Origin of the sequence: Nocardioides pollutisoli (assembly GCF_040045055.1) — a bacterium.
GTDB lineage: Bacteria > Actinomycetota > Actinomycetes > Propionibacteriales > Nocardioidaceae > Nocardioides > Nocardioides tweenelious.
Genome location: NZ_JBDZDU010000001.1, coordinates 2724745 through 2746283, shown reverse-complemented (window position 1 = coordinate 2746283; position 21539 = coordinate 2724745). Strand labels below are relative to the sequence as shown.

Genomic DNA, 21539 nt, shown 5'->3' with positions numbered 1-21539 from the left:
GTACCCGTCCGCGACCCAACCAGAGGAGACGCACACGTGCCTGACCTTTTCGATGGCCTGACCGTCCAGTCCTGGGAGCTCCCGAACCGTCTCGTGATGGCGCCCCTGACCCGCAACCGCGCCGAGGGCACGATCCCCGGCGACCTGGCCGTGGAGTACTACTCCCAGCGCGCGTCCGCCGGCCTGATCATCACCGAGGGCTCGCAGCCCAGCGCCCGCGGCCAGGGCTACCTGAACACCCCCGGCTTCCACTCCCCCGAGCAGCTGGCGGGCTGGCGCCGCGTCGCCGACGCCGTGCACGCCAACGGGGGCCGCATCGTGGCCCAGCTGATGCACGCCGGCCGGATCTCCCACCCCGACAACACCGGTGGGGAGGAGATCATCGCGCCGAGCCCGCTCGCCGCGCCCGACGAGATGTTCACCGCCGACGGCCCCAAGCCGTTCCCGGTCCCCCGCGAGATCGCGACCGACGAGATCCCCGCGGTCGTCGAGGAGTACGTCACGGCCGCCCGCAACGCGATCGAGGCCGGCCTGGACGGCGTCGAGGTGCACGCCGCCAACGGCTACCTGATCCACCAGTTCCTCGCGCCCGGCTCCAACGAGCGCACCGACGAGTACGGTGGGTCGCCCGCCAACCGCGCCCGCTTCGGCATCGAGGTCACCCGGGCCGTCGCCGAGGCGATCGGCGCCGAGCGGGTCGGCATCCGGATCTCGCCCGCCCACAACATCCAGGGCGCGACCGAGACCGACGAGGCCGACGTGGCCGCGACGTACACCGCGCTCATCGAGGGCATCGCCCCGCTCGGCCTGGCCTACCTGAGCGTGCTCGCCGAGCCGAGCGACGAGCTCGTGCAGAAGCTCCGCAAGGACTTCGGCGGCGTGATGATCGCCAACGACGGCTTCGGCAAGATCACCACCCGCGAGAAGGCCCAGGCGATCCTCGACCAGGACCTCGCCGACGCGGTGGCGGTCGGCCGCCTGTTCCTGGCCAACCCGGACCTGCCGAAGCGCTGGGAGACCGGCGCCGAGCTCAACGAGCCCGACGAGGCCACGTTCTACGGCGGCGGCGCCGAGGGGTACACGGACTACCCGTCCCTCGCCAGCTGACCTCACATCACGTCGACCCGCCCGAGAGTTTCGGGCGGGTCGACGTGCCTGAGGGTCAGCGCATGTAGGGGTAGCGGTAGTCCGTCGGCGGCACGAACGTCTCCTTGATCGACCGCGGCGAGGTCCAGCGCAGCAGGTTGACCGCGGCACCGGCCTTGTCGTTGGTGCCGCTGGCCCGGCCGCCGCCGAAGGGCTGCTGACCGACGACCGCGCCCGTGGGCTTGTCGTTGACGTAGAAGTTGCCGGCCGCGAAGCGGAGCTCGGCCTGCGTCCACGCGATCGCGCGGCGGTCCTGGGCGATGACCGCACCCGTGAGGGCGTACGGCGCGATCGACTCCATGCCCCGCACGACCTTCTCGTAGTCGCCGTCCTCGAAGACGTGGACCACCAGGATCGGGCCGAAGTACTCGGTCGTGAACATCTGGTCGGTCGGGTCGGTCGACTCGACGACGGTCGGCCGCACGAAGTAGCCGACCGAGTCGTCGACCTCACCGCCGACGACGACGTCGAGCTTCTTCTGGCGCTTGGCGCGCGCGATCGCCGCCTTGTGCTTGGCGAACGCCCGGTCGTCGATGACCGCGCCCATGAAGTTCGAGAAGTCCGTGACGTCGCCCATCGAGATCGCCTCGACCTCGGCGAGGAACGAGTCGCGCATCTTCTTCCACACCGAGCGCGCGACGTACGCGCGCGACGCGGCCGAGCACTTCTGGCCCTGGAACTCGAAGGCGCCGCGGATCAGCGCCGTCCGCACGACCTCGGGGTCGGCCGACGGGTGCGCGACGACGAAGTCCTTGCCGCCGGTCTCACCGACGATGCGCGGGTAGGAGCGGTAGTTCTCGATGTTGTTGCCGACCTCGCGCCAGAGGTGCTGGAAGGTCGGGGTCGAGCCGGTGAAGTGGATGCCGGCGAGGTCGGGGCTGGCGAGCGCGACCTTCGAGACCTCGAGACCGTCGCCGGGCAGCATGTTGATCACGCCCGGCGGCATCCCGGCCTCCTCCAGCAGCTCCATCGTCAGCGACGCGGCGAGCTGCTGGGTCGGCGACGGCTTCCAGATGACCGTGTTGCCCATGAGCGCGGGAGCGGTCGGCAGGTTGCCGGCGATCGCGGTGAAGTTGAACGGCGTGATCGCGTAGACGAAGCCCTCGAGCGGACGGTGGTCGGTGCGATTCCAGATGCCCGGGCTGTTGGCGATCGGCTGGTCCTCGAGGATGCCGCGCGCGTAGTGGACGTTGTAGCGCCAGAAGTCGATGAGCTCGCAGGCCGAGTCGATCTCGGCCTGGAACGCCGTCTTCGACTGGCCGAGCATCGTGGCGGCGTTGATCCGCTGGCGCCACGGGCCGGCCAGCAGGTCGGCGGCCTTGAGGATCACCGCAGCGCGGTCGTCGAAGCTGAGCTCGCGCCAGCCGGGGGCGGCGTCGCCCGCGGCCTTGACCGCGGCGCGGGCGTCGGCCTGCGTGGAGTTCTTCAGGGTGCCGAGCACGTGCTGGTGGTCGTGCGGCTGCACGACCTTGATCTCCGCACCACCGCCCGACTTCCGACGGCCGCCGATGTGGGCCTTGAGGTCCTTCGGCCTGCGCTCGAGCTTCTCGATCTCGGTGAGCAGGGCCTCGCGCTCGGGGCTACCCGGCGCGTAGGTCAGGTTGGGCTCGTTCACCGGAACTGGCGGAGAGGTGATGGCGTCCATGCTGGCGATGCTCTCACTCGGGCGCGCAGCCCCCCAAATGCCTTGGTTTCGATACGCCGGTCGCGAGCTCGTCCCTCGCTCGCGCGACTACTCAACCTGGCTGCTGGGTCCCGGACCTCGCAGGCTCGCTCCGGGGCAGCTCAAATGAGGTACGGGATCTCCTGGGTCCCGAACCAGCCGAGGTCGTCGTCCGGGTCGGCGTCGACCGGCCGGTCGGCCGTGTCGGCGTGGACGGCGACGATCCGCTTCAACGGGATCGTCCAGCCGGTCTCGGGCTCCTTGTCGAGCTCCGCGACGGCGACGACCCGGCGACCCGGTCCGTGGAGCAGCGCGGTGGAGGCATCGGCCGCGGTCATCAGGGCGGCGTACTCCTGGTCCTCGGAGTCGTCGACCGCGACGACCGCGGCGTCGGTCACGACGACCTCCCCCTCGGCGTACGCCGTCGCGAGCATCCCGAGGGTCAGCGGCAGGTAGACGCGGGTGGTCACGTCGGCTCCGCAGGCTTGCGCTTGCGACGTCCGCGAGGAGCCCGGGTGCGGCTGGCGCTCGCTGAGTCGACGAGCTCGTCGAGCGACTCGCGGAAGCACGGGCCCAGCAGGTCGGCGTCGGGCAGCATGTCGCGGTCGGCGGTGATGCCGTAGTAGACGGATCCGTTGTAGGACGTCACGCCGATCGCCAGCGGATGTCCCTCGAAGAGCGGCGGCACCGGATAGGTCGCGATCATCTGGGCGCCGGCGGCGTAGAGCGGCGCCTGCGGCCCCGGGACGTTGGTGACGCACAGTCCGTAGCCGCGACCGCGCTCGTCGGCCGCCACGCGCGACCCGAGCGCGTGGAAGGTCGCGGGGGCGAAGCCGGACATGGCCGCGAGCCGGCTCGCCGAGACGCCGCGCCCGGTCTCCTGGTGCGCGAGGAACGAGTAGGACACCTGGTGCAGGCGGACGACCGGGCTGGCCTCCCAGACGGGCAGGTCGACGAAGTGGGACGCGATCTGGCTGCCCAGCGAGGTGGGCTCGAGCTCGTCGTCGATCACCGAGACCGGCACCAGCGCCCGCACCCGGCGTACGCCGCGCATCGACTCGCCGCGCGTCATCAGCCAGGCCCGCAGGCCACCCGTGATCGTCGCGAGCACGACGTCGTTGACCGAGCCGCCGTGCGCCTCGCGGACCTTGCGGTAGTCGGCGAGCTCGGTCCGCACCGCGACCACGCGGCGCTGCTGCGAGAGCGGACCGATGATGGGCGAGTCCGACCGCGGCGTGTGGTTGGCCAGGGCACCGGCCACCCGGCCGGTGGTGCGCGCGGCACCCGCGAACCCGCGCAGCACGGAGCCGGTGGTCGTCCGGATCGTGTCGGTGACGGTGTCGACGTCGGTCACCGAGTCCTTCGCGGCGCCCGCCATCAGCGCGAACGGCGACGGGCTGCGGCGGGGCCGCCACTCGTCGACGCCGAGGTGCTTGGCGTCGGGTGAGGTGTCGAGCAGCCCCTGGGTCAGGTCGACGGTCTCGATGCCGTCGACCAGCACCAGGTGGGACTTGGAGAGCAGCGCGACCTGGCCGTCGGCCAGGCCCTCGACGACGTAGATCTCCCACAGCGGCCGGCTGCGGTCCAGCGGGCGCGAGACGATCCGCGAGACGAGCTCCCGCAGCTGGTCGAGCGAGCCCGGTCGAGGCAGGGCGGATCGGCGTACGTGGTAGCCGATGTCGAAGTGCTCGTCGTCGACCCAGACGGGGTTCGCCATCCGTCCGGGGACGCTCTGCACCCGCTGCCGGTAGCGCGGCACGAACGAGATCCGCTCCTGGACGAGCTCGACCAGGCGGGCGTAGTCGAAGCCGGACGAGCCGGGCTCGAAGATCTCCACCGTGGTGTTGTGCATGGGCGTGGACGGAGATTCCTCGGCAAGCAGGGCCACGTCACGTGGCCGCAGCCGCTCACTCATCCATGCCCCTCGTTCCTGCGTGCGTGCTGGTGCCCGTCGACGCTGTCCCCGTCGTCATGGGCGCCGGGGCGGCGTACCGACAGTTGGTCCCGCATGGGATTCTGGCAGACGAGATGCCGGCAGGCGGGTCCTGCCCGGAACCGACGTGGAGGAAACCGAACATGCGACGACCGCTGGCTGCCCTCGCCGTGATCCTGTCGACGTTGACCTTCGTCAGCGCCTGCGGCAGCGACGAGGCCCCGTCGAGCAGCTCGACCGATCCCAAGGTCATCCAGATCACGATCGACGGTGACTCCGTGACGCCGAACGGCGATCGCGTCGACGTCGCCGTCGGGCAGGACGTCGAGCTCGACGTGACGGCCGACGCCCCGGGCGAGATCCACGTCCACTCGAGCCCCGAGCAGGAGTTCGAGTACGAGGCCGGCGACAGCACCTTCACGATCAAGGGCATCGACCAGCCCGGCATCGTCGTCGTCGAGTCGCACACGCTGGAGAAGACCATCGTCCAGCTCGAGGTCAAGTAGGTCCGGGAGTTGTCACCTGACGGCATCAACCTCGCGCACGGGCTCGGCGGCGCGAAGGACCTCCCGATCTCCCCCGAGCTGGCGATCGCCGGCGCCACCGCCGCGCTGGTCGTCTCCTTCACTGTCCTCGCGGTCGCGTGGCGCAACCCCCGCTACGACGCCGCCACCAGCGGTCGTCCGGCGCCGGACTGGATCGTGGCGATCGTCGACTCGACCTGGTGGCGGGTGCTGTGGCGGGTCGTCGGCTTCGTCGTCTTCCTGTACGTCGGCGCAGCCGCGATCTTCGGCAAGGACCTGGTCATCAACCCGGTCTTCGGCGTCTTCTACGTCTGGTGGTGGGTGGGCCTGGTCCCGCTCTCGCTCCTGTTCGGCCCGGTCTGGAAGGCGATCAGCCCGGTCCGCACCATCAACCTGGGCTTCGCCAAGATCTCGGGCAGCGACCCGGACACCGGCGTCTTCACCTACCCGGAGCGGCTCGGCCACTGGCCGGCGGCCGTCGGCCTCTTCGCGTTCGTCTGGCTCGAGCTGGTCTACCCCTACTCCACCGAGATCGGACCGGTCCGGCTGTGGTGCGCGGCGTACGTCGCGGTGATGCTCGTCGGCGGAGCCCTCTTCGGCAACACCTTCTACGAGAAGGCGGACCCGTTCGAGGTCTACTCGACCCTGGTCTCCCGGATGTCGGTCTGGGGCCGGCGGGACGACGTGCTGCTGATCCGCAGCCCGCTGGCGAACCTCGACGCCACGCCGGTCCGCCCCGGCCTGATCGGTGTGGTCGCGGTGCTCTTCGGCAGCACGGCGTTCGACTCGTTCAAGGACTCCGCGCACTGGGTGAAGTTCGTCCAGAACCACGAGGGCCTCAGCGGCTACGCCTGGAACAACCTCGGGCTGCTGACCTTCTGCGTGGCGGTGGGAGCGATCTTCGCGACCGGCACGATGCTGACCGGCCTGGGCGACGACCTGAAGCGGCGCGAGCTGCCCAACCTGTTCGCGCACTCCGTGGTCCCGATCGTGGTCGGCTACGTCGTCGCCCACTACCTCAGCTATCTCGTCGAGGTCGGCCAGCTGACCCTGATCCAGCTCAGCGACCCCTTCAGCAACGGCAGCAACTACCTCGGCACCGGCAACCTGCAGGTCAGCTACTGGCTGAGCTACCACCCGACCCTGCTCGCCAACACCAAGGTGGTCGCGGTCGTCGCCGGCCACGTGCTCGGTGTCATCGCTGCCCACGACCGGGCCATCCGGATCCTGCCGCGGCGCCACCAGCTCACCGGTCAGCTCCCGCTGCTGTTCGCGATGATCGCGTTCACGGTGGGCGGGTTGTACCTCCTCTTCGCCGCCTGACCCCCGGCGGTTGAGGAAGGACGAAGTCCTGTCTCGAAACCCCGGAAACCGACGCAGCCGCGTTGGCTGCGGGGGACAACGAGTGCGGTCGCCGCGCGACCTCCTCAACCACCGGATCGTCAGGCAGCAGCAGGCCCCGGCGCGACACCCGCGAGCCACGGCTCGCTGGCGGCGACGATCAGCTCGTCGTCGACCAGGTCGCCGAGGATCACGGCGGCGGCCCGGAGACGGGTGGCGCGGAAGACGCTGCTCTGGCGGACGTTGACGCTGGAGACCGCCGTGACCCGGTTGACCATGCGCAGCGACACCTGTCGGCCCATGACGGTGGCGGCCGAGAGCAGCGCGTCGGCGACCTCGTCCCAGTAGCCGATGGGGCGCGCGACCCACGCGCGCGTGACGGCCTGCGCGCGCCGGCTGCTGCCGGTGAAGTCCGCGATGCTGTGGAGCGCAGCGAGCACCTCGACGTACGACGGACCGAAGCCGAGCTCCTCCTCGGGACCCACCAGCTGGCGCAGCGGGCGCATGGTCTGCCCCGTGATCGCCGGGTCGATCCAGCTCTCGAGGTGCAGCACGGTCGCGATGTCGCAGAGCGCGTCGACGCCGTTGCGGTGCATCCGGTCCAGGTCGGGCATCCGGTCCAGGTAGAAGCGGACCAGGCTCGCGCGCACGCGGATCTGGCTCACGAGCGCGTCGGGGGGCGCTCCGGCCGGGAGCACGGTGGGGCTGACCGGGCCCCGCATCCCGCCGAGCATGCCGAGCTCCTCACGGGACATGCGTGGGATCAGCGCGGGGACGACGGAACCCAGCAGCGGCGACACGGCGACACTGCGCCGTCCGCTGGGGTAGAGCAGGCGGGCCTCCATCTCGGAAGCGGCCGGCTCGAGGTCATCGAGTTCCCACAGAGGAGTGTTCGGCATCCCGGAGGCCCTGCTGAGAGATCCGGGCCATCGGACTACCTCACATCGCCCCCTCAGGCGGGGACGGGCACCAGGCTGTCGACCACCCGGGCGACGGCCCGGCTCAGCGCACAGTCACCCGCCTCGACGAGGGTGCGCCCGGAGACCAGCGCACGGTCGACCGCGACCTGGTCGTCGGGCAGGAAGTGGACCGCGCTGGTGCGGCTGAACCCGGCCACCATCGACACGATGTCGCGCTCGTTCCACCCGAGCGAGGCCCGCATCCGGTTGACCACCACCTGCACCGGCCGGCCCGGGCGCCGCTCCCGGACCTCGACCAGCCCCCGGGCCAGCCGGGACAGCCCGACCGGGTCGGCGCTCCCCACGACGAGGAGCTCGTCGGCGGCGTCGAGGGCGGCCAGCGTCATCTGGTTGCGGGCGGGCCGGGACCCGAAGTCGGGCGTCGGGTCGTCCTCGAGGCTGAAGCCGGTGTCGACCACGACCTCCGCCTGCGTGGCGGCGACCTCGAGCAGCTCCTCGAGCGTGCCGGACCGCACCTCGACCCACCGGTCGCCGCGGGGCAGACCGGTGATCACGCTCAGGTGGGCGTCGATCCCGCGCTGCACCGAGCCGAACCGCTCGGCGAGCTGGCCCGAGCTCGTCAGCCGAGCGGCGGAGAGCAGCCCGGAGACCTCGTCGAGGATGCCGAGCTGTTGCGCGACGGCGCCTCCGTAGGGATCGGCGTCGACCAGGACGGTACGACGCCTCCGGCGCCCGATCTCGGCGGCGACCGCCGCGGCGACCGTCGTGCGACCGGGCGCCCCCGCCGGTCCCCACACGGCGATCACCCGGCCGGGGACCGGCCGCGCCGGGAGGGCGGCCGGCTGGCCCGGCGGAGGCCCTACCGGCGGCGGAGGGCGGACGGCGGTGGGCGGCTGCCGCTCGGCGCAGATCTCGTCGGGCAGCTCGTCGAGCCGGTCGTCGGTGACCACGACCGGGATGCCGATCCGGCCCGCCCGCAACCGACCACCGTCGAGCGTGGCGCCGCCGGCGGCGATCGCGACCGGGCGGACACCGTGACCACGCAGGTGGTCGACCGCGGCCCGGTCGAGGCCCGGGGCGTCGATCCCGACGACCGCCACGTCGGCCTGGCCCGCGGAGGCCGCGGCCAGCAGGTCGTCGACGTCCACGCAGCGCTTCAGCACCACGATCCGCGGGTGCTCGGCCAGGACCTGGAGCGCGGCAGGCTCCCAGGCGGCGCCGGACGCGACGATCAGGACGACGACCCGGTCCACCACGGCTCAGCCCCGGCGTACGACGGTCAGGACGGGGTTGTCGACGACACCGACGGCCGCGAAGTAGGCCGCCGCGTCGTCCTCGTCGATCGCCAGGACCAGCTGGCGCTCCCCGACGGCTCCCCCGAAGCCGGCGTCGACACTCGGCGCGTCGACCACGGTGGCCTCCTGGAGGACCGGGGTGGCGACCTGCGGGTGCTTGCCGGAGCCCCCGGACAGGTAGACGTCGACGACGGAGCCGGTGCGCACCGACGGCGGCACCTGGGCGGGCTCGACCGCGACCGGCAGCTCGACCGTGTCGGCGGGTGCGTCGGCCGCGCCCACGGCCGCCCGCGGCAGCAGCTCGCCCGCGCCGACGCCGCGCACCAGGCGCAGGTCGCTCGGCAGCTCGTCGTCGGCCCGGAAGTAGCCGTCCAGGTCACCCGCGTCGGCGAACCGGACCCGGTGGGCGACGAGGTCGGCACTGGTGAGCTCGGCGCCGGGGCCGGCATTGGTCGCGACCGCCCAGACCGCGACCGTGTCGTCGGCCGCGGAGAGCAGCCGGGCGCCGGCGACGACGGAGACCGCGACGATCAGGATCCCGACCCACAGGCGCGGATCGCGCCACCCTGGCCGGCTGGTCCGGGTGGCAGCGGGAACCGGGTCCGTGCCGAGACTCACGCGGACATGATGGCCCTCGCCGTACCCACCGAAACCCGGTCATCCACAGCCCCGCGGGCCACGTCCCCTCGGGGGATCCGAGGTGCGACGATGGGGTCATGGCCGGCACGCCCCGATTCCTCACCCTCGCCGACGTCGCGGAGGTGCTCAACACCTCCAGCGCCCAGGTCTACGCCCTGGTCCGGCGCGGCGACCTGCCCGCCATCAAGATCGGCGGCCGCGGCCAGTGGCGGGTCGAGTCCGAGCAGCTCGAGCAGTACATCTCCCGGATGTACACCGAGACCCGGACCTTCGTCGACGAGCACCCGTTCGTCGAGGCCGAGCCGGAAACATGATCCAGGACATCTGACTGGGTCTCGACACGCCGGTCGCGACCTCGTTCCTCGGTCGGCGCGGCTCGCTCGACCACCATCAGCGGGTCCGCTGGCGCGTCCCCGCTAGCCCACCTCGCCGTCGAGGGTGACCGAGACCTTCTGCTCGCCGCCGTCGCGCTCGACGGTGAACTCCACCTTCTCGCCGGGCTGGTGCGACCGGATCGCGACGATCAGCGCGATGCCGTCGGTGACCCGGGCGCCGTTGACCGCGACGATGACGTCGCCCTTGCGCAGCCCGCTGTCCTCGGCCGGGGTGCCGGGCATGACCGAGTCGATCTCGGCGCCGTCGCCGCCGGTGTCGCCCGTCTTCACCTTCGCGCCGATGACGGGGTACTTCGCCTCACCGGTCCGCAGGATCTGGTCGGCGGTGATGCGCACCTGCTCGATCGGGATCGCGAAGCCGACGCCGATGTTGCCGGACTGTCCCCCGACGGTGCCACCGGTGGTCGCGATCGCGGAGTTGACCCCGATCACCTGCGCCCGCAGGTTGACCAGCGGACCACCGGAGTTGCCGGGGTTGATCGCCGCGTCCGTCTGGATCGCGTTGATGTACGACGAGTCGTTGCCGGCGTCACCGGTGGTGACCGGGCGGTGCAGCGCGCTCACGATGCCGGCGGTGACCGTCGAGCTGAGGCCGAGCGGGGAGCCGAAGGCCACGACGCCCTCCCCCACGACGAGCCGCTGCGAGGAGCCGAGCGCGGCCGGCTGCAGCCGGCGCGCCTCGGGGGCGAAGAGGACGGCCAGGTCGTAGACCGCGCTCCGACCGACGATGGTCGCCTTGTAGCGACGCCCGTCCTGGTCGACGATCTCGACCGGACCGCTGTCGGACGCCGCGTCCGCCACGACGTGGTTGTTGGTGATGATGTGGCCCTGACGGTCGAGCACGAAGCCCGACCCCGTCGCGCCACCGGCCTGGCCCTGGTACTCCGCGATGATCTGGACGGTGCTCGGGAGCAGCTTCTGGGCGACCGCGGCGATCGAGCCGTTGTCGGCGGGCAGCTGGGGCGTCGTGACGGTGTCGACGCCGTCGAGACCGTTGCTGACGGTGCCGTCCTGGTCGTGGACCTGGTCGTACGCGAGGCCTCCGAGCGCACCCCCGAACAGACCGAGCACCAGCGCGAGGACGCAGACCACCGGCCACATCCACGCCGGGACCCGACCCTGGGGCACGACCGGTCGCGGCGGGGGCGTCGGGTACGGCGCGTAGCCCGCCCAGGTCGCCTGCGGGGCGTACGGCGGCGCCTGGATGGTCGGCGGGACCCACGTGGGCGGTCCCGAGGGCGGGACGGGCGGCTGGACCGGCGGCGGGCCCGAGGGCGAGGCGAACGGGAGCGGTCGGGTGGGCTCGTCGGGCGTGCCCTCGCCCCGGTCGTCGTCCTGCGTCACAGGTCTATCTTGTCCGGTCGCGCCAATTCCACGCGTGGCGGGTGTCGGTCAGGGCTGGCGGGAGCCGCTGTGGGCCATCCGCCACGCGACCTGCTCGCTCGGAACAGCCGCCTGCGGTGCACGGGTCTGGGTGATCGAGGCCGGCGCCGGTCGGTTGATCGTGGGAGCGTCGGCGGGAGCGGCGCCGAGGGCGAGCACCCCCATCACGGCGGCGCCGATGGCACCGCCGCCGATCGCGGCCAGGCCGGCGTTGCGCCGCCGGTGGTCGGGAGCGCTCATGGCCAGGTAGGTGTCACCCGGGGTCATGCTCATCGGGGACGAGCCGATCGCGCCGAGCAGCGAGCCCTTGAGCCCGTCGGGCGCCGACGAGCAGTCGTAGGCCAGGCCGGCGAGCCGGGTCTTGACCCACCCCTCGCGCTCGACCAGGTCACGGCACGCGTGGCAGCCGTGCACGTGCTCCCACGCCCGCTCGGTCTCCTCGGCGGACAGCCGGCCGTCGAGCAGGGCGCTGGTCCGCGTGCCGAGGTGCCCGATCACGTGGGGGTCCCCCAGCCCGTGAGCAGCGGTCCGGTGGCGGGACCGGCGTACCGCACCCGCCCCTCGCTCGGAGCGCGGTGGGCCAGCGCGGAGCGCAGCATGGCGCGACCGCGGTGGATGCGGGAGCGGACGGTGCCGAGCTTGGCGTCGAGGATCTCGGCGATCTCCTCGTAGGTCAGCCCCTCGACGTCGCACAGCACGACCGCGGCACGGAAATCCGGGGGCAGCGTCGCGAGGGCGCGCTCGATGTCGTCGTCGAAGGTGCGGTCGGCGTACGCCGCGTCCGGGCTCGGCGAGCTGCTGGTGAGGCGCTCGGCCCGCTCGTCGGAGAGCGCGTCGAAGCGGATCCGCTGCTTGCGGCGGGCCTGGTCGAGGAAGAGGTTGGTGGTGATGCGGTGCAGCCAGCCCTCGAAGGTGCCGGGGGTGTAGGTCGACAGCGAGCGGAAGACGCGGACGAAGACCTCCTGGGTGAGGTCCTCGGCGTCGTGCCGGTTGCCGGTGAGGCGGTAGGCGAGGCGGTAGACCCGGTCGGAGTGGTTCTCGACGATCTCCTCCCACGACGGCACGCCCTGGGTGCCCTCGTGCAGGGGAGCTGCGTCCATGGGGGCCTCCTCGGCCTGGTGGCCACGCTTGCGCGCTTGCGGGAACAGTGGTCTGTCCTTCCTCACCGTAGGGACTGCTGCTGAGAGGATCCTGTGAGCAGCCTCGATCGTCACAACGAGCGACCCTCGCGCGGTGTTCCCGCTGGATCCGTCCCGATCGCGCTAGGTTGGCCGCGTGAAGCCTGCGACCTGGTCCTACGCCGAGGAGTACGTCGCGGAGGACGATGTCCTCGCCGCGGCCCGAGCTCGTGCCGCCGAGGTCGGCGTCACCCCGATCGGCTCCGGCGGCGGCGCCGCGTTGCGGTTCCTCGCCTCCGTCCTCGACGCCCGCGCGGTGGTCGAGATCGGCACCGGCACCGGTGTCTCCGGCCTCTGGCTGCTGCGCGGGATGCGCGGCGACGGCGTGCTGACGACCGTCGACATCGAGGCCGAGCACCAGCGCCTCGCCCGGCAGTCCTTCAACGAGGCCGGGATCCCCACCCAGCGGGCCCGGACCATCTCCGGCGCGGCCCTCGACGTGCTCCCCCGGCTCACCGACGGTCACTACGACCTGGTCTTCTGCGACGGCGACAAGGCGGAGTACTCCGCCTACCTCGCCGAGGCGCTCCGCCTGCTGCGGCCCGGTGGCGTCGTGGCCTTCGACAACGCTCTCTGGCACGACCGCGTGGCCGACCCGGCCCAGCGCGACGAGGAGACCGTCGCGATCCGCGAGCTCGGTCGGCAGGTCGCTGAGCACGACGCGCTCGTGCCCGTGCTGCTGCCCGTCGGCGACGGACTGCTGGTCGCCAAGAAGGAGTGGAGCCCGGACGCCGACTGAGGTGTCGGGCCCGGCTCAGTAGCGCGGTGCGGCGAGGAAGCCGTCGGCTCCCTCGGCGACGGCGACGATCGAGCACGCCTCGATCAGGATCGGCGAGCTGCCGATGATCCGCGAGCCCGGCGACTCGTCGGCGGTCGCGGTGAAGGTGCGCTGGAACTCGTCGCGGACCTCGTCGGTCGCGAAGACGTAGCAGCCCTCGAACCACTCGCCCGGACGCGAGCGCCAGGTCTTGAACCGCAGGCCCTCCATCGTCGAGAAGCGGGCGTGCGAGGTTTCGGCGACGTACGACGCCAGCTCCGCCTCGACGCCCTCGGGAGCCCCCACGAGCGACCAGCGCACGGTGAGGCCGGGCCGCGATCCGGTCACGTGCCGATCCCGGCGAGCGGCTCGGGCGATCCCAGCCACTCGAGCAGCGCACGGACGCCGAACCCGGTCGGGCCGGTGGTCCACTCGTAGCTCTCCTCGGGGGCGTCTCCGACCGAGGCGATGTCGAGGTGCGCCCAGGGAACGTCGCCGACGAAGTGCTGGAGGAAGAGGGCCGCCGTGATCGCACCCGGGCCACCGGGCGCGTTGTCGGCGTCGGCGACCGAGGAGACGAGCTTCGACTCGTAGGCCTCCGTCAGCGGGAAGCGCCACAGCGGCTCACCGGCAGCATCGCCGGCGGCGCGGATCGTGGCAGCCAGGGCATCGTCGTTGGAGAAGATGCCGCCGATCTGCTGCCCGAGGGCGACCTTGATCGCGCCGGTCAGCGTGGCGACGTCGACCATGACCGCCGGGTCGAGCTCGGCGACGGCGTACGCGAGGCCGTCGGCGAGGACCAGTCTGCCCTCGGCGTCGGTGTTGGTGACCTCGCTGGTCCGGCCGCCGTAGTGGGACACGACGTCCCCGGGCCGCAGCGCGTTGCCGCCCACGGCGTTCTCGGCCGCCGCGACCAGCCCGACGACCCGCACCGGGCAGTCGACCGCCGCCAGCGCGGCCATCGTCGCCATCACCACGGCACCGCCGGTCATGTCGCGCTTCATCGTGGCCATCGCCTCGCCGGGCTTGATCGAGAGGCCGCCGGTGTCGAAGGTGATGCCCTTGCCGACCAGCACCACCGTGGGGGTCCGCCGCCCGGCCTTGGGCGGCGCGTAGTCGAGGCGGATCAGCCGCGGCGGGGTCGCCGACGCCTGACCGACACCGAGGATCCCGCCGAAGCCCTCGGCCGCGAGCGCGCTCTCGTCCCAGACCTTGACCGACAGCCCGGCCTCCTGGGCCAGCGCCTCGGCCTGCTGGGCGAGCCACGCGGGGTTCTTGACGTTGGAGGGGACCGTGCACAGCATCCGGGAGCGCCACGAGGCACCGCCGACCGCCACGGCGCGCGTGAGCGCCGGGCCGTGGTCGTCGGGCACCTCGGCCAGCACCACCTTGGCCACGGGCCGGTGGTCGGGCGGGCCCGAACGCCAGTGGAACGCGAACGAGCCGAGCATCGCGCCGACCACGAACGGCGCGAGCGCCACCTCGGGCGCGAGCGCCGGGATCGAGGTCGCGACCGCACTGCGGTCGCGGGTGGCTCGCGCCAACGCCGCGCCGGCTCGCCGGAAGTCCACGGCCTGCTGGGCGCCGACGCCGACGAGCAGCACCACGCGCAGGTCGGCGTTGTCCGGGGCACCGAGCGGCACCGGCACGGTGGTGACCTCGCCGGTCCTGCCCGTCGCTCCGGCGACCTCGAGCACGCCCAGCAGGTCGATCCCGAGCACGTCCGAGAGCTCCGCGGCGCCCGGACCCACCAGCGGTCCGTCACCCTGCTCTGCCGGTAGGACAGGCAGGGCCACCACGTCGGCTCCGAGAACGGCGTGCGGCAGGGCCGCACTGAGTGCGAATTCGGGGGGCGAGACCTGGCTCGGAAGTATCGAGGACGCCGTACTTCTCTGGGTCGTCACGGCGTCAGCCGACGACGTCCTTGAGGGCATCCCCGAGTGCGCCGGCCTCCTCGGCGTTCAGCTCGACAACGAGGCGGCCACCACCTTCGAGCGGGACGCGCATGACAATGCCGCGTCCTTCCTTGGTGACCTCCAGCGGACCGTCGCCCGTCCGCGGCTTCATCGCCGCCATCCGCGCACCTTCCTTCGCATGATCAGGGCGCCAGCAGAGCCTCCGAGCGGGCTTGCGGCGCCGTACGCGACACCATTATCCCCTATCCGCCGGTGACGTGGAGCACAGGGCAGGACCCGGACCATCTCGGGGCTGGCAGACTCGGGTCATGCAGGCTCGTTCGGCGCTCTTCGACGTGTACGGCGACCACCTGCGCGCCCGCGGCAGCGAGGCCCCCGTCGCGGCCGTCGTCCGCATGTTGGACCCGGTCGGGATCGCGGCCCCCGCGGTCCGCACCGCGATCTCCCGGATGGTCATGCAGGGCTGGCTCGAGCCGGTCCAGCTCGACGGCGGGCGCGGCTACCGCACCACCGACCGCGCGAACCGCCGCCTCGACGACGCGGGCGACCGCGTCTACGGCCGGCACCTGCCGACCTGGGACGGCACCTGGCAGCTCGCGTTCGTCGAGCCGCCCGCCAGTCGCACCGCGCGCACCCGGCTCCGGGCCGACCTGGCCTTCGTCGGCTACGCCGAGCTGTCCGACAACGTCTGGGTCAGCCCCTTCCCGCGTGCCGAGCTCGACTCGATCCTCGAGCGCGCCGGAGCCCGGGCCCGCACCGCGCGCGCCGACGGGTTCGACCCGCTCCCGACGGGCGCGTGGGACCTCGACGGGCTGCGTTCGTCGTACGACGCCTGGCTGAGCTCGGCCGACGAGCTGGTCGACCAGCACCTCGAGGCCCACGACGACGGCGACGAGGCCGCGTTCGCGGCGCGCTTCCACCTCGTCCACGAGTGGCGCAAGTTCCTCTTCGCCGACCCCGGGCTGCCGCCGGCCCTCCTGCCGGACGAGTGGCCTGGCCGCGCCGCGGCCGACCTCTTCGCCGAGCGCGCCGACGAGCTCAAGCCCGGGACCGACCGGTTCGTCGCCCGCTGCCTCGGCGTCTGACCCGTCTGCCAGACTGCCGCCATGAGTGAGTCTCCCGTCCTGCTCGACATCGCCGACGGTGTCGCCACCATCACCCTCAACCGCCCCGAGGCCTACAACAGCCTCGACGTGGCGACCAAGGAACTGCTGCTGGAGATCGTCCAGCAGGTCGCCGACGACCCGGCCGTGCGCTGCGTGGTGCTGACCGGCACCGGCAAGGCGTTCTGCACCGGGCAGGACCTCAAGGAGCACGTCCAGCTGCTCCACAACGGCGGAAGCGACGTCCTCTTCACGACCGTCGACAAGCACTACAACCCGACCGTGACCGCGCTCGCGGGGATGGCGAAGCCGGTCATCGCCGCCGTCAACGGCGTGGCCGCGGGCGCCGGGTCCAGCCTCGCCTTCGCCTGCGACCTGCGGATCGTGGCCGACACGGCCGGCTTCAACCTCGCGTTCGCGAACGTCGCGCTCTCCTGCGACACCGGGGCGAGCTACACCCTGCAGCGGCTGGTCGGCCGGGCGAAGGCGATCGAGCTCCTCTACTTCCCGTCGACGATCTCCGCCCAGGACGCGCTCGAGCTCGGACTGGCCACGTCGGTCGTGCCGGCCGACGAGCTGGCCGCCGAGGTGGCCTCTCTCGCGGCCCGGCTCGCGGCCGGCCCGACGGTCGCGCTGGGCGCCATGCGGCAGTCGGTCGCGTTCTCCGCGGGCCACTCCTTCGAGGACTCGCTGGAGTTCGAGAGCGCGATGATGACCAAGACCGGCGCGACCGCCGACCACGCGGCCGCGGTCGCGGCGTTCGTGGCCAAGGAGAAGCCGGTCTTCGAGGGTCGCTGACCCCGGGTCAGCGCTCCGGCGACGACCCGGAGACCACCGCGGGAGCGAACTGCGTGGCCGCCAGCCGCTGACGGTAGGCAGCGGCGTCCGCTTCGTCCTGCGTCTCGAGCCCTGCGCGGTGCAGGAACGCGAGCAGGTGGTCACGGATCTCCGTGCGCCGGGCGTTGAACGCCGTGAAGTCCGCCTCGGCGTACAGCTCGGCGGCGTCAGCGGTCTCGAAGAGGTCGTGGGTGAGCCGTCGGTGCGGGATCTGGTGGTAGTCGGCGAGCTCCTGGGTGCGTGAGTCGATGGACAGCAGCACCGCCGGGGTGCCGGCCTCCAACGCCGCCACGTTGCCGTGGAGCCGCGTGCCGAACGCGAAGTCGCGTGTCGCCAGGTAGTCGATCCACGGCGTCGGGTCCACGTAGAAGCGGACCTGCCCCGCACGGAACAGCGGGTGGTCGACGCTGTGCGGGAGGCGCGGGTCCAGCTCCGCGGCCCGGTCGTCGCCCTGGCCCAGGAGCAACCCCAGCGTCGCGTTGGTCTGGGCGATGTAGACGAGGTCGTCGTAGGCGTCGACGTGGTGCTCGACCAAGGCGCCGATCCCGGGCACGACGGGCGTCAGGTTGAGGGCCAGGCGACTGCTGCGGTCGAGGGAGTCGACTCGCTTCACGACCTCGGGACCGGTGTGCGCCGACAGGGACGGGCACCCCACCACGTCGACGTGCTCGTCCCCGAAGCCCAGGCTGCCGAGGTAGGCGCGGGTCTTCTCCCCGCGCACCCCGATCGCCGGGGACCGGTCGAGGACGGCGCGCAGGAACCGGACGATGTGGCGGTCGGGCTCGTCGTCGGGCTGGACGAACGGACCGTCCATCGGCAGCTGGGCACCGGCGCCGACGACGACCACCGGGATGGTCAGGCGCTCGATCACGCGGGTCAGGGCGCGCAGGTTGCGGGTGAAGCCGCGGCGGAACGCATTCGCCATCGGCAGCACGAACGCGTCGTACTCCTCGTTGATGGCGGCGATGTCGCGCACCGTCATCCGCTGGTCGGCGGGCTTCTGCGTGCTCCAGTGGTCGGCGACGACCTCTGTGTCAGCCCGGCTCAGCAGCTGGTGGATGGCTCCGGAGAAGAGGGCGTTGCCGCCGTTGTCCCCGAGCACGTTGCGGGCGAGCGTCTCCTCGGCGCTCAGCGGCTGGAACGGGTCCTTGCCGGCCCTGAGGAGGATGCGTGTGGTGGCCATCGCTCTAGCCCCGGACCCGGTGAGCGTCCCAGAGGGACAGGATCTGGCGGGGCGCCAGCACGCGCATCCGGTGATGGCCGGGCCGGGCGCTGTACTCGGCGGTGAGGGCACTGCCGGCGAAGCGGCTGTTGTACCAACCGGTCATCGTCCCGTGGCAGATGCCGCCGCAGGTGAAGGACTTGCGCTGCAGGTTGAGTGCGCGTGCGACGCGGACGGAGAAGCGCTGGTTCTTGGTGTCCGTGTCGACGCCGTTCAGCGGCTGGTGGAAGCTGATGATCCGCCGCGGGCGGATCTCCCGGAGGAACCGCATCATCGCGCGGGTCTCGGGTTCGGAGCCGGCCCGCGGGCCTGACTCGTAGCTGCCGTCGAGGTCGGCCCAGTGGTAGGGGAAGTTGCGGTTGAGGTCGACGCCGTGGGCGTTCTGGCGCGTGTGCGCGGCGAGGCCGTCCGGGTTGTAGACCGGCACCACCCAGAGGTTGACGCCGCGGATCGGCCGGCCGTCGCGCAGCGTGGCCAGGATCTGGCGGGGCGCCCCCTCGTTGCCGTGCATGGTCGCGATGAGCAGGACCTTGGGCTTGCCGCGCTCGCCGAGGTGCCACGCCGTGATCGGCCGGCCGCGCACGGAGTGGCCGATCACTTCCTTGCCGATCACCGCGCTGGCGTCCGGCGCGGGCATCGCGGCGTACGTCGTGGTCGGCAGGGCGACCAGGGCCGTGCCCGCGAGAAGGGAGGCTGCGAGGAGGGTGGTGGTGATCAGGGTCCCGAGTCGCATGCCTGAACCCTACCGACACACTCCAGTTAGACGGCCGAGGTGAGGTAGGCCCAGGTGAAGACGCAGACGCCGACCAGCATGCCGACGTGGGCGAGGATCGACAGGCCGGGACCCTCGGACCAGCTGTCCTCGCTGCCGTCGGACGCGTGCTTGCCGCGGCTGGGCAGCCAGCGGACCAGGATCAGCAGCCCGGCGACGACCACGACCCACCAGAAGGCGAGGGCCACGATGCCGAGCGTGGGGCTGCCGAGCGTCGAGTCCTCGGGTGCCACCAGGAAGACCACCCAGGTGACCAGGGCCAGGACGCCGGCGCCGGTGTGGAGGTTGAGCAGCCCGTTGCCCACGCTGAAGCGGCCCGCACCGCCGTCCCCGCGGCCGAGGCGGAGACGGGTCAGGACCACCACGACAGCGGCGAGCGCGGTGAGGACGTACACGATCACCGAGGTCGACACGGAGCGCAGTGTGCCCTATCCGGCGGGCGTGTCGCCACGCGTGTCGCCCGGTTCGGGCTCCACCGGGGGTACGTCGAGCTCGCGGGCGAGCCGGTCGAGCAGGGCGTCGACCTCGGACATCCGGTAGCCGCGGAAGGCCAGGGAGAAGCGCACCCGGCGCAGGTCGTCAGCCCGCAGCGGGCCACCCGCGGGCACCGTGGCGTCCGGGCGGTCGTCGTACACCTCGGCGAGCGGCGCGCCCCGCCCGGCGGCCACGACGGCGATGCCACCGAGGGCCAGGACCACGAGGACCGCGAAGAACCACATCACGACCGCTCGACCTCCTTGGCCGCCACCATGAGCGCCACGGCCTCCTCGACGTCGTCGGTGACGATCAGCCGCTCCAGGTCGGCCTCGCCCAGCATCCCCTCGGCCAGCACGGTGTCGCGCATCCAGCCCAGCAGGCCGCTCCAGTACGCCGTGCCGACGAGCACGATCGGGAAGCTCGTGACCTTGCCGGTCTGCACGAGGGTGAGCGCCTCGAAGGTCTCGTCGAGGGTGCCGACACCGCCGGGCAGGACGATGAAGCCCTGGGCGTACTTCACGAACATCGTCTTGCGGGCGAAGAAGTAGCGGAAGTTGATGCCGACGTCGACCCACTCGTTGAGGCCCGACTCGAAGGGCAGCTCGATGCCGAGACCGACGCTGATGCCACCGGCCTCGCAGGCACCCTTGTTGGCGGCCTCCATCGCGCCCGGTCCACCGCCGGTCATCACCGCGAACCCGGCCTCGGCGAGCAGCCGGCCGGCCTGCTCGGCCTGCGCGTAGTAGGGGTGCTCGCGCGGCGTGCGCGCCGAACCGAAGACCGCGATCGCGGGGCCGAGCTCGGCCAGCGCACCGAAGCCCTCGACGAACTCGGCCTGCATCCGCAGCACGCGCCACGGGTCGGTGTGGACCCAGTCGGACGGGCCGCGCGAGTCGAGCAGCCGTTGGTCGGTGGTGCCCTCGTCGACCTGGCCGCGGCGCTGGATGATCGGGCCCTTGAACTTGGCTCTCATGCGGTCAACCAGTCACGGAGCTGGGTCTCGCAGCGGGTGATGTGCTCGATCGGCACGTGTTCCTCCTGCTTGTGGGCGAGCATCGGGTCGCCGGGGCCGAAGTTGACCGCCGGGACGCCGAGCGCGGTGAACCGGGCGACGTCGGTCCAGCCGAACTTCGGGTTGACCTCGCCGCCGACTGCGTCGATGAACGCCTTGGCGGCCGGTACGTCGAGGCCGGGGAGCGCCCCGGGGGCGCTGTCGGTGAGGGTCACCTCGAAGCCGTCGAAGAACGCGCGGACGAAGGCCTCGGCCTCGGCCTCGGACCGGTCCGGTGCGAAGCGGTGGTTGACCTCGACCACGCACTCGTCGGGCAGCACGTTGCCGGCGACGCCGCCGCGGATGAAGACCGCGTTGAGTCCCTCGTGGTACTCCAGCCCGTCGATGACCGGCCGGCGGGCGTCGTACTCGTTGAGGCGGCGGAGCACCTCCGCGGCGCCGTGGATCGCGTTGACGCCGCGCCAGCTGCGCGCGGAGTGGGCCCGCTCCCCCGTCGTACGCACGTCCACCCGGAGGGTGCCCTGGCAGCCCGCCTCGACGACGGCGTTCGACGGCTCCATCAGGATCGCGAAGTCGGCGACCATCAGGTCGGGGTCGCTCTCGGCGAGCAGGCGCAGGCCGTTGAACTCCGCGTCGATCTCCTCGGCCTCGTAGAGGATGAAGGTGACGTCGCGGTTGGGGTCCGGGACCGTGGCGGCCAGGCGCAGGATCACCGCGTCGCCGCCCTTCATGTCGCAGGTGCCGAGGCCGTGCAGCAGACCACCCTCGCGGCGCGACGGGAGGTTGTCGTTGAGCGGCACCGTGTCGAGGTGGCCGGCGATCACGACCCGCTCGCCGCGACCGAGGTCGGTGCGGGCGACCACGGTGTTGCCACGACGGGTGACGGTGAGGTGGTCGAGGGTGCGCAGCGCCGCCTCGACGGCGTCCGCGATCGCCTGCTCGTCGCGGCTGACCGACTCGATGTCGACCAGCTGCTCGGTCAGGGTGACGGCGTCGGCGGTGAGGTCGAGCATGTGACCCATCCAA

Annotated in this window: 25 protein-coding genes; 7 read left to right on the top strand and 18 right to left on the bottom strand. The window is 72.1% G+C overall.

Going from position 1 to position 21539, the window contains the following annotated elements:
• Positions 1-36: 36 nt before the first annotated feature.
• Positions 37-1107, top strand: a complete 1071-nt coding sequence (locus ABLE68_RS13405) for an alkene reductase (protein WP_348871957.1) — start codon at positions 37-39, stop codon at positions 1105-1107.
• Positions 1108-1162: 55 nt separating this feature from the next.
• Here ABLE68_RS13405 and pruA read toward each other — a convergent pair whose 3' ends face one another.
• The 3 genes from pruA to ABLE68_RS13390 form a co-directional block, all read right to left on the bottom strand.
• Entirely contained in the window at positions 1163-2791 is a 1629-nt protein-coding gene (gene pruA, locus ABLE68_RS13400) for an L-glutamate gamma-semialdehyde dehydrogenase (RefSeq protein WP_348871956.1), read from the bottom strand.
• 140 nt (positions 2792-2931) lie between these two features.
• Positions 2932-3279, bottom strand: a complete 348-nt coding sequence (locus tag ABLE68_RS13395; protein WP_348871955.1) for a DUF6912 family protein — start codon at positions 3277-3279, stop codon at positions 2932-2934.
• Entirely contained in the window at positions 3276-4724 is a 1449-nt protein-coding gene (locus ABLE68_RS13390) for a WS/DGAT/MGAT family O-acyltransferase (protein WP_348871954.1), read from the bottom strand. The genes ABLE68_RS13395 and ABLE68_RS13390 overlap by 4 nt, the downstream gene beginning before the upstream one ends.
• A 161-nt stretch (positions 4725-4885) precedes the next feature.
• Between ABLE68_RS13390 and ABLE68_RS13385 the strand changes: the two genes are divergently transcribed.
• A complete protein-coding gene (locus tag ABLE68_RS13385; RefSeq protein WP_348871952.1) occupies positions 4886-5248 on the top strand; it encodes a hypothetical protein in 363 nt (120 codons plus the stop codon).
• A 9-nt stretch (positions 5249-5257) separates the two neighbouring features.
• Complete coding sequence (locus ABLE68_RS13380) at positions 5258-6589, top strand: hypothetical protein (protein WP_348871951.1); 1332 nt, start codon at positions 5258-5260, stop codon at positions 6587-6589.
• Positions 6590-6708: 119 nt separating this feature from the next.
• On the opposite strand, the gene ABLE68_RS13375 is transcribed toward ABLE68_RS13380, so the two are convergent.
• Genes ABLE68_RS13375 through ABLE68_RS13365 form a run of 3 tightly spaced genes read right to left on the bottom strand, consistent with a single transcriptional unit; the run spans position 6709 to position 9440 of the window.
• Complete coding sequence (locus ABLE68_RS13375) at positions 6709-7506, bottom strand: hypothetical protein (protein ID WP_348871949.1); 798 nt, start codon at positions 7504-7506, stop codon at positions 6709-6711.
• Between the two features lie 53 nt (positions 7507-7559).
• Positions 7560-8783, bottom strand: a complete 1224-nt coding sequence (locus tag ABLE68_RS13370) for a CpaE/TadZ family protein (RefSeq protein ID WP_348871948.1) — start codon at positions 8781-8783, stop codon at positions 7560-7562.
• Between the two features lie 3 nt (positions 8784-8786).
• On the bottom strand, positions 8787-9440 hold the full coding sequence (locus ABLE68_RS13365) for a hypothetical protein (RefSeq protein WP_348871946.1): 654 nt from the start codon (positions 9438-9440) through the stop codon (positions 8787-8789).
• Positions 9441-9538: 98 nt separating this feature from the next.
• Between ABLE68_RS13365 and ABLE68_RS13360 the strand changes: the two genes are divergently transcribed.
• Entirely contained in the window at positions 9539-9775 is a 237-nt protein-coding gene (locus tag ABLE68_RS13360) for a helix-turn-helix domain-containing protein (protein WP_348871945.1), read from the top strand.
• Positions 9776-9877: 102 nt separating this feature from the next.
• Here the strand turns inward: ABLE68_RS13360 and ABLE68_RS13355 are convergent, their stop codons facing one another.
• Genes ABLE68_RS13355 through sigE form a run of 3 tightly spaced genes read right to left on the bottom strand, consistent with a single transcriptional unit; the run spans position 9878 to position 12339 of the window.
• Positions 9878-11200, bottom strand: a complete 1323-nt coding sequence (locus ABLE68_RS13355) for a S1C family serine protease (protein ID WP_348871943.1) — start codon at positions 11198-11200, stop codon at positions 9878-9880.
• A gap of 48 nt (positions 11201-11248) precedes the next feature.
• On the bottom strand, positions 11249-11737 hold the full coding sequence (locus ABLE68_RS13350; protein ID WP_348871942.1) for an anti-sigma factor: 489 nt from the start codon (positions 11735-11737) through the stop codon (positions 11249-11251).
• Positions 11734-12339 carry an RNA polymerase sigma factor SigE gene (gene sigE, locus ABLE68_RS13345; RefSeq protein ID WP_425475628.1) on the bottom strand — a complete coding sequence of 202 codons (606 nt, stop codon included), beginning with the start codon at positions 12337-12339 and terminating at the stop codon, positions 11734-11736. Before sigE ends, ABLE68_RS13350 begins: the two co-directional genes overlap by 4 nt.
• A gap of 175 nt (positions 12340-12514) precedes the next feature.
• On the opposite strand from sigE, the gene ABLE68_RS13340 reads away from it, so the two are divergent.
• Positions 12515-13156: an O-methyltransferase gene (locus tag ABLE68_RS13340; RefSeq protein WP_348871940.1), complete on the top strand. Its 642-nt coding sequence runs from the start codon at positions 12515-12517 to the stop codon at positions 13154-13156.
• A gap of 15 nt (positions 13157-13171) precedes the next feature.
• Here the strand turns inward: ABLE68_RS13340 and ABLE68_RS13335 are convergent, their stop codons facing one another.
• From ABLE68_RS13335 to ABLE68_RS13325, 3 genes are all read right to left on the bottom strand, one after another.
• Complete coding sequence (locus tag ABLE68_RS13335) at positions 13172-13522, bottom strand: hypothetical protein (protein WP_348871938.1); 351 nt, start codon at positions 13520-13522, stop codon at positions 13172-13174.
• The gene (locus ABLE68_RS13330; RefSeq protein WP_348871937.1) at positions 13519-14925 is read right to left on the bottom strand and encodes a leucyl aminopeptidase family protein; all 1407 of its coding nucleotides are present in this window, start codon (positions 14923-14925) and stop codon (positions 13519-13521) included. Before ABLE68_RS13330 ends, ABLE68_RS13335 begins: the two co-directional genes overlap by 4 nt.
• A 157-nt stretch (positions 14926-15082) precedes the next feature.
• Positions 15083-15250, bottom strand: coding sequence for a DUF3117 domain-containing protein (locus ABLE68_RS13325; protein ID WP_082574674.1), 168 nt, complete (start codon positions 15248-15250; stop codon positions 15083-15085).
• A 148-nt stretch (positions 15251-15398) separates the two neighbouring features.
• On the opposite strand from ABLE68_RS13325, the gene ABLE68_RS13320 reads away from it, so the two are divergent.
• On the top strand, positions 15399-16175 hold the full coding sequence (locus ABLE68_RS13320) for a PaaX family transcriptional regulator (RefSeq protein ID WP_348871936.1): 777 nt from the start codon (positions 15399-15401) through the stop codon (positions 16173-16175).
• A 21-nt stretch (positions 16176-16196) separates the two neighbouring features.
• On the top strand, positions 16197-16991 hold the full coding sequence (locus ABLE68_RS13315) for an enoyl-CoA hydratase/isomerase family protein (protein ID WP_348871935.1): 795 nt from the start codon (positions 16197-16199) through the stop codon (positions 16989-16991).
• A gap of 7 nt (positions 16992-16998) precedes the next feature.
• Here the strand turns inward: ABLE68_RS13315 and ABLE68_RS13310 are convergent, their stop codons facing one another.
• Genes ABLE68_RS13310 through dapE form a run of 6 tightly spaced genes read right to left on the bottom strand, consistent with a single transcriptional unit; the run spans position 16999 to position 21526 of the window.
• Positions 16999-18213, bottom strand: coding sequence for a polysaccharide pyruvyl transferase family protein (locus tag ABLE68_RS13310; protein ID WP_348871934.1), 1215 nt, complete (start codon positions 18211-18213; stop codon positions 16999-17001).
• A gap of 4 nt (positions 18214-18217) precedes the next feature.
• Positions 18218-18985, bottom strand: a complete 768-nt coding sequence (locus tag ABLE68_RS13305; protein WP_348871933.1) for a M14 family zinc carboxypeptidase — start codon at positions 18983-18985, stop codon at positions 18218-18220.
• 26 nt (positions 18986-19011) lie between these two features.
• Positions 19012-19437, bottom strand: a complete 426-nt coding sequence (locus ABLE68_RS13300; RefSeq protein ID WP_348871932.1) for a hypothetical protein — start codon at positions 19435-19437, stop codon at positions 19012-19014.
• Between the two features lie 15 nt (positions 19438-19452).
• Positions 19453-19743, bottom strand: coding sequence for a DivIVA domain-containing protein (locus ABLE68_RS13295; RefSeq protein WP_348873272.1), 291 nt, complete (start codon positions 19741-19743; stop codon positions 19453-19455).
• Positions 19743-20474, bottom strand: a complete 732-nt coding sequence (locus tag ABLE68_RS13290; protein WP_348871931.1) for an LOG family protein — start codon at positions 20472-20474, stop codon at positions 19743-19745. The genes ABLE68_RS13295 and ABLE68_RS13290 overlap by 1 nt, the downstream gene beginning before the upstream one ends.
• Entirely contained in the window at positions 20471-21526 is a 1056-nt protein-coding gene (gene dapE / locus ABLE68_RS13285) for a succinyl-diaminopimelate desuccinylase (protein WP_348871929.1), read from the bottom strand. Before dapE ends, ABLE68_RS13290 begins: the two co-directional genes overlap by 4 nt.
• Positions 21527-21539: the final 13 nt, after the last annotated feature.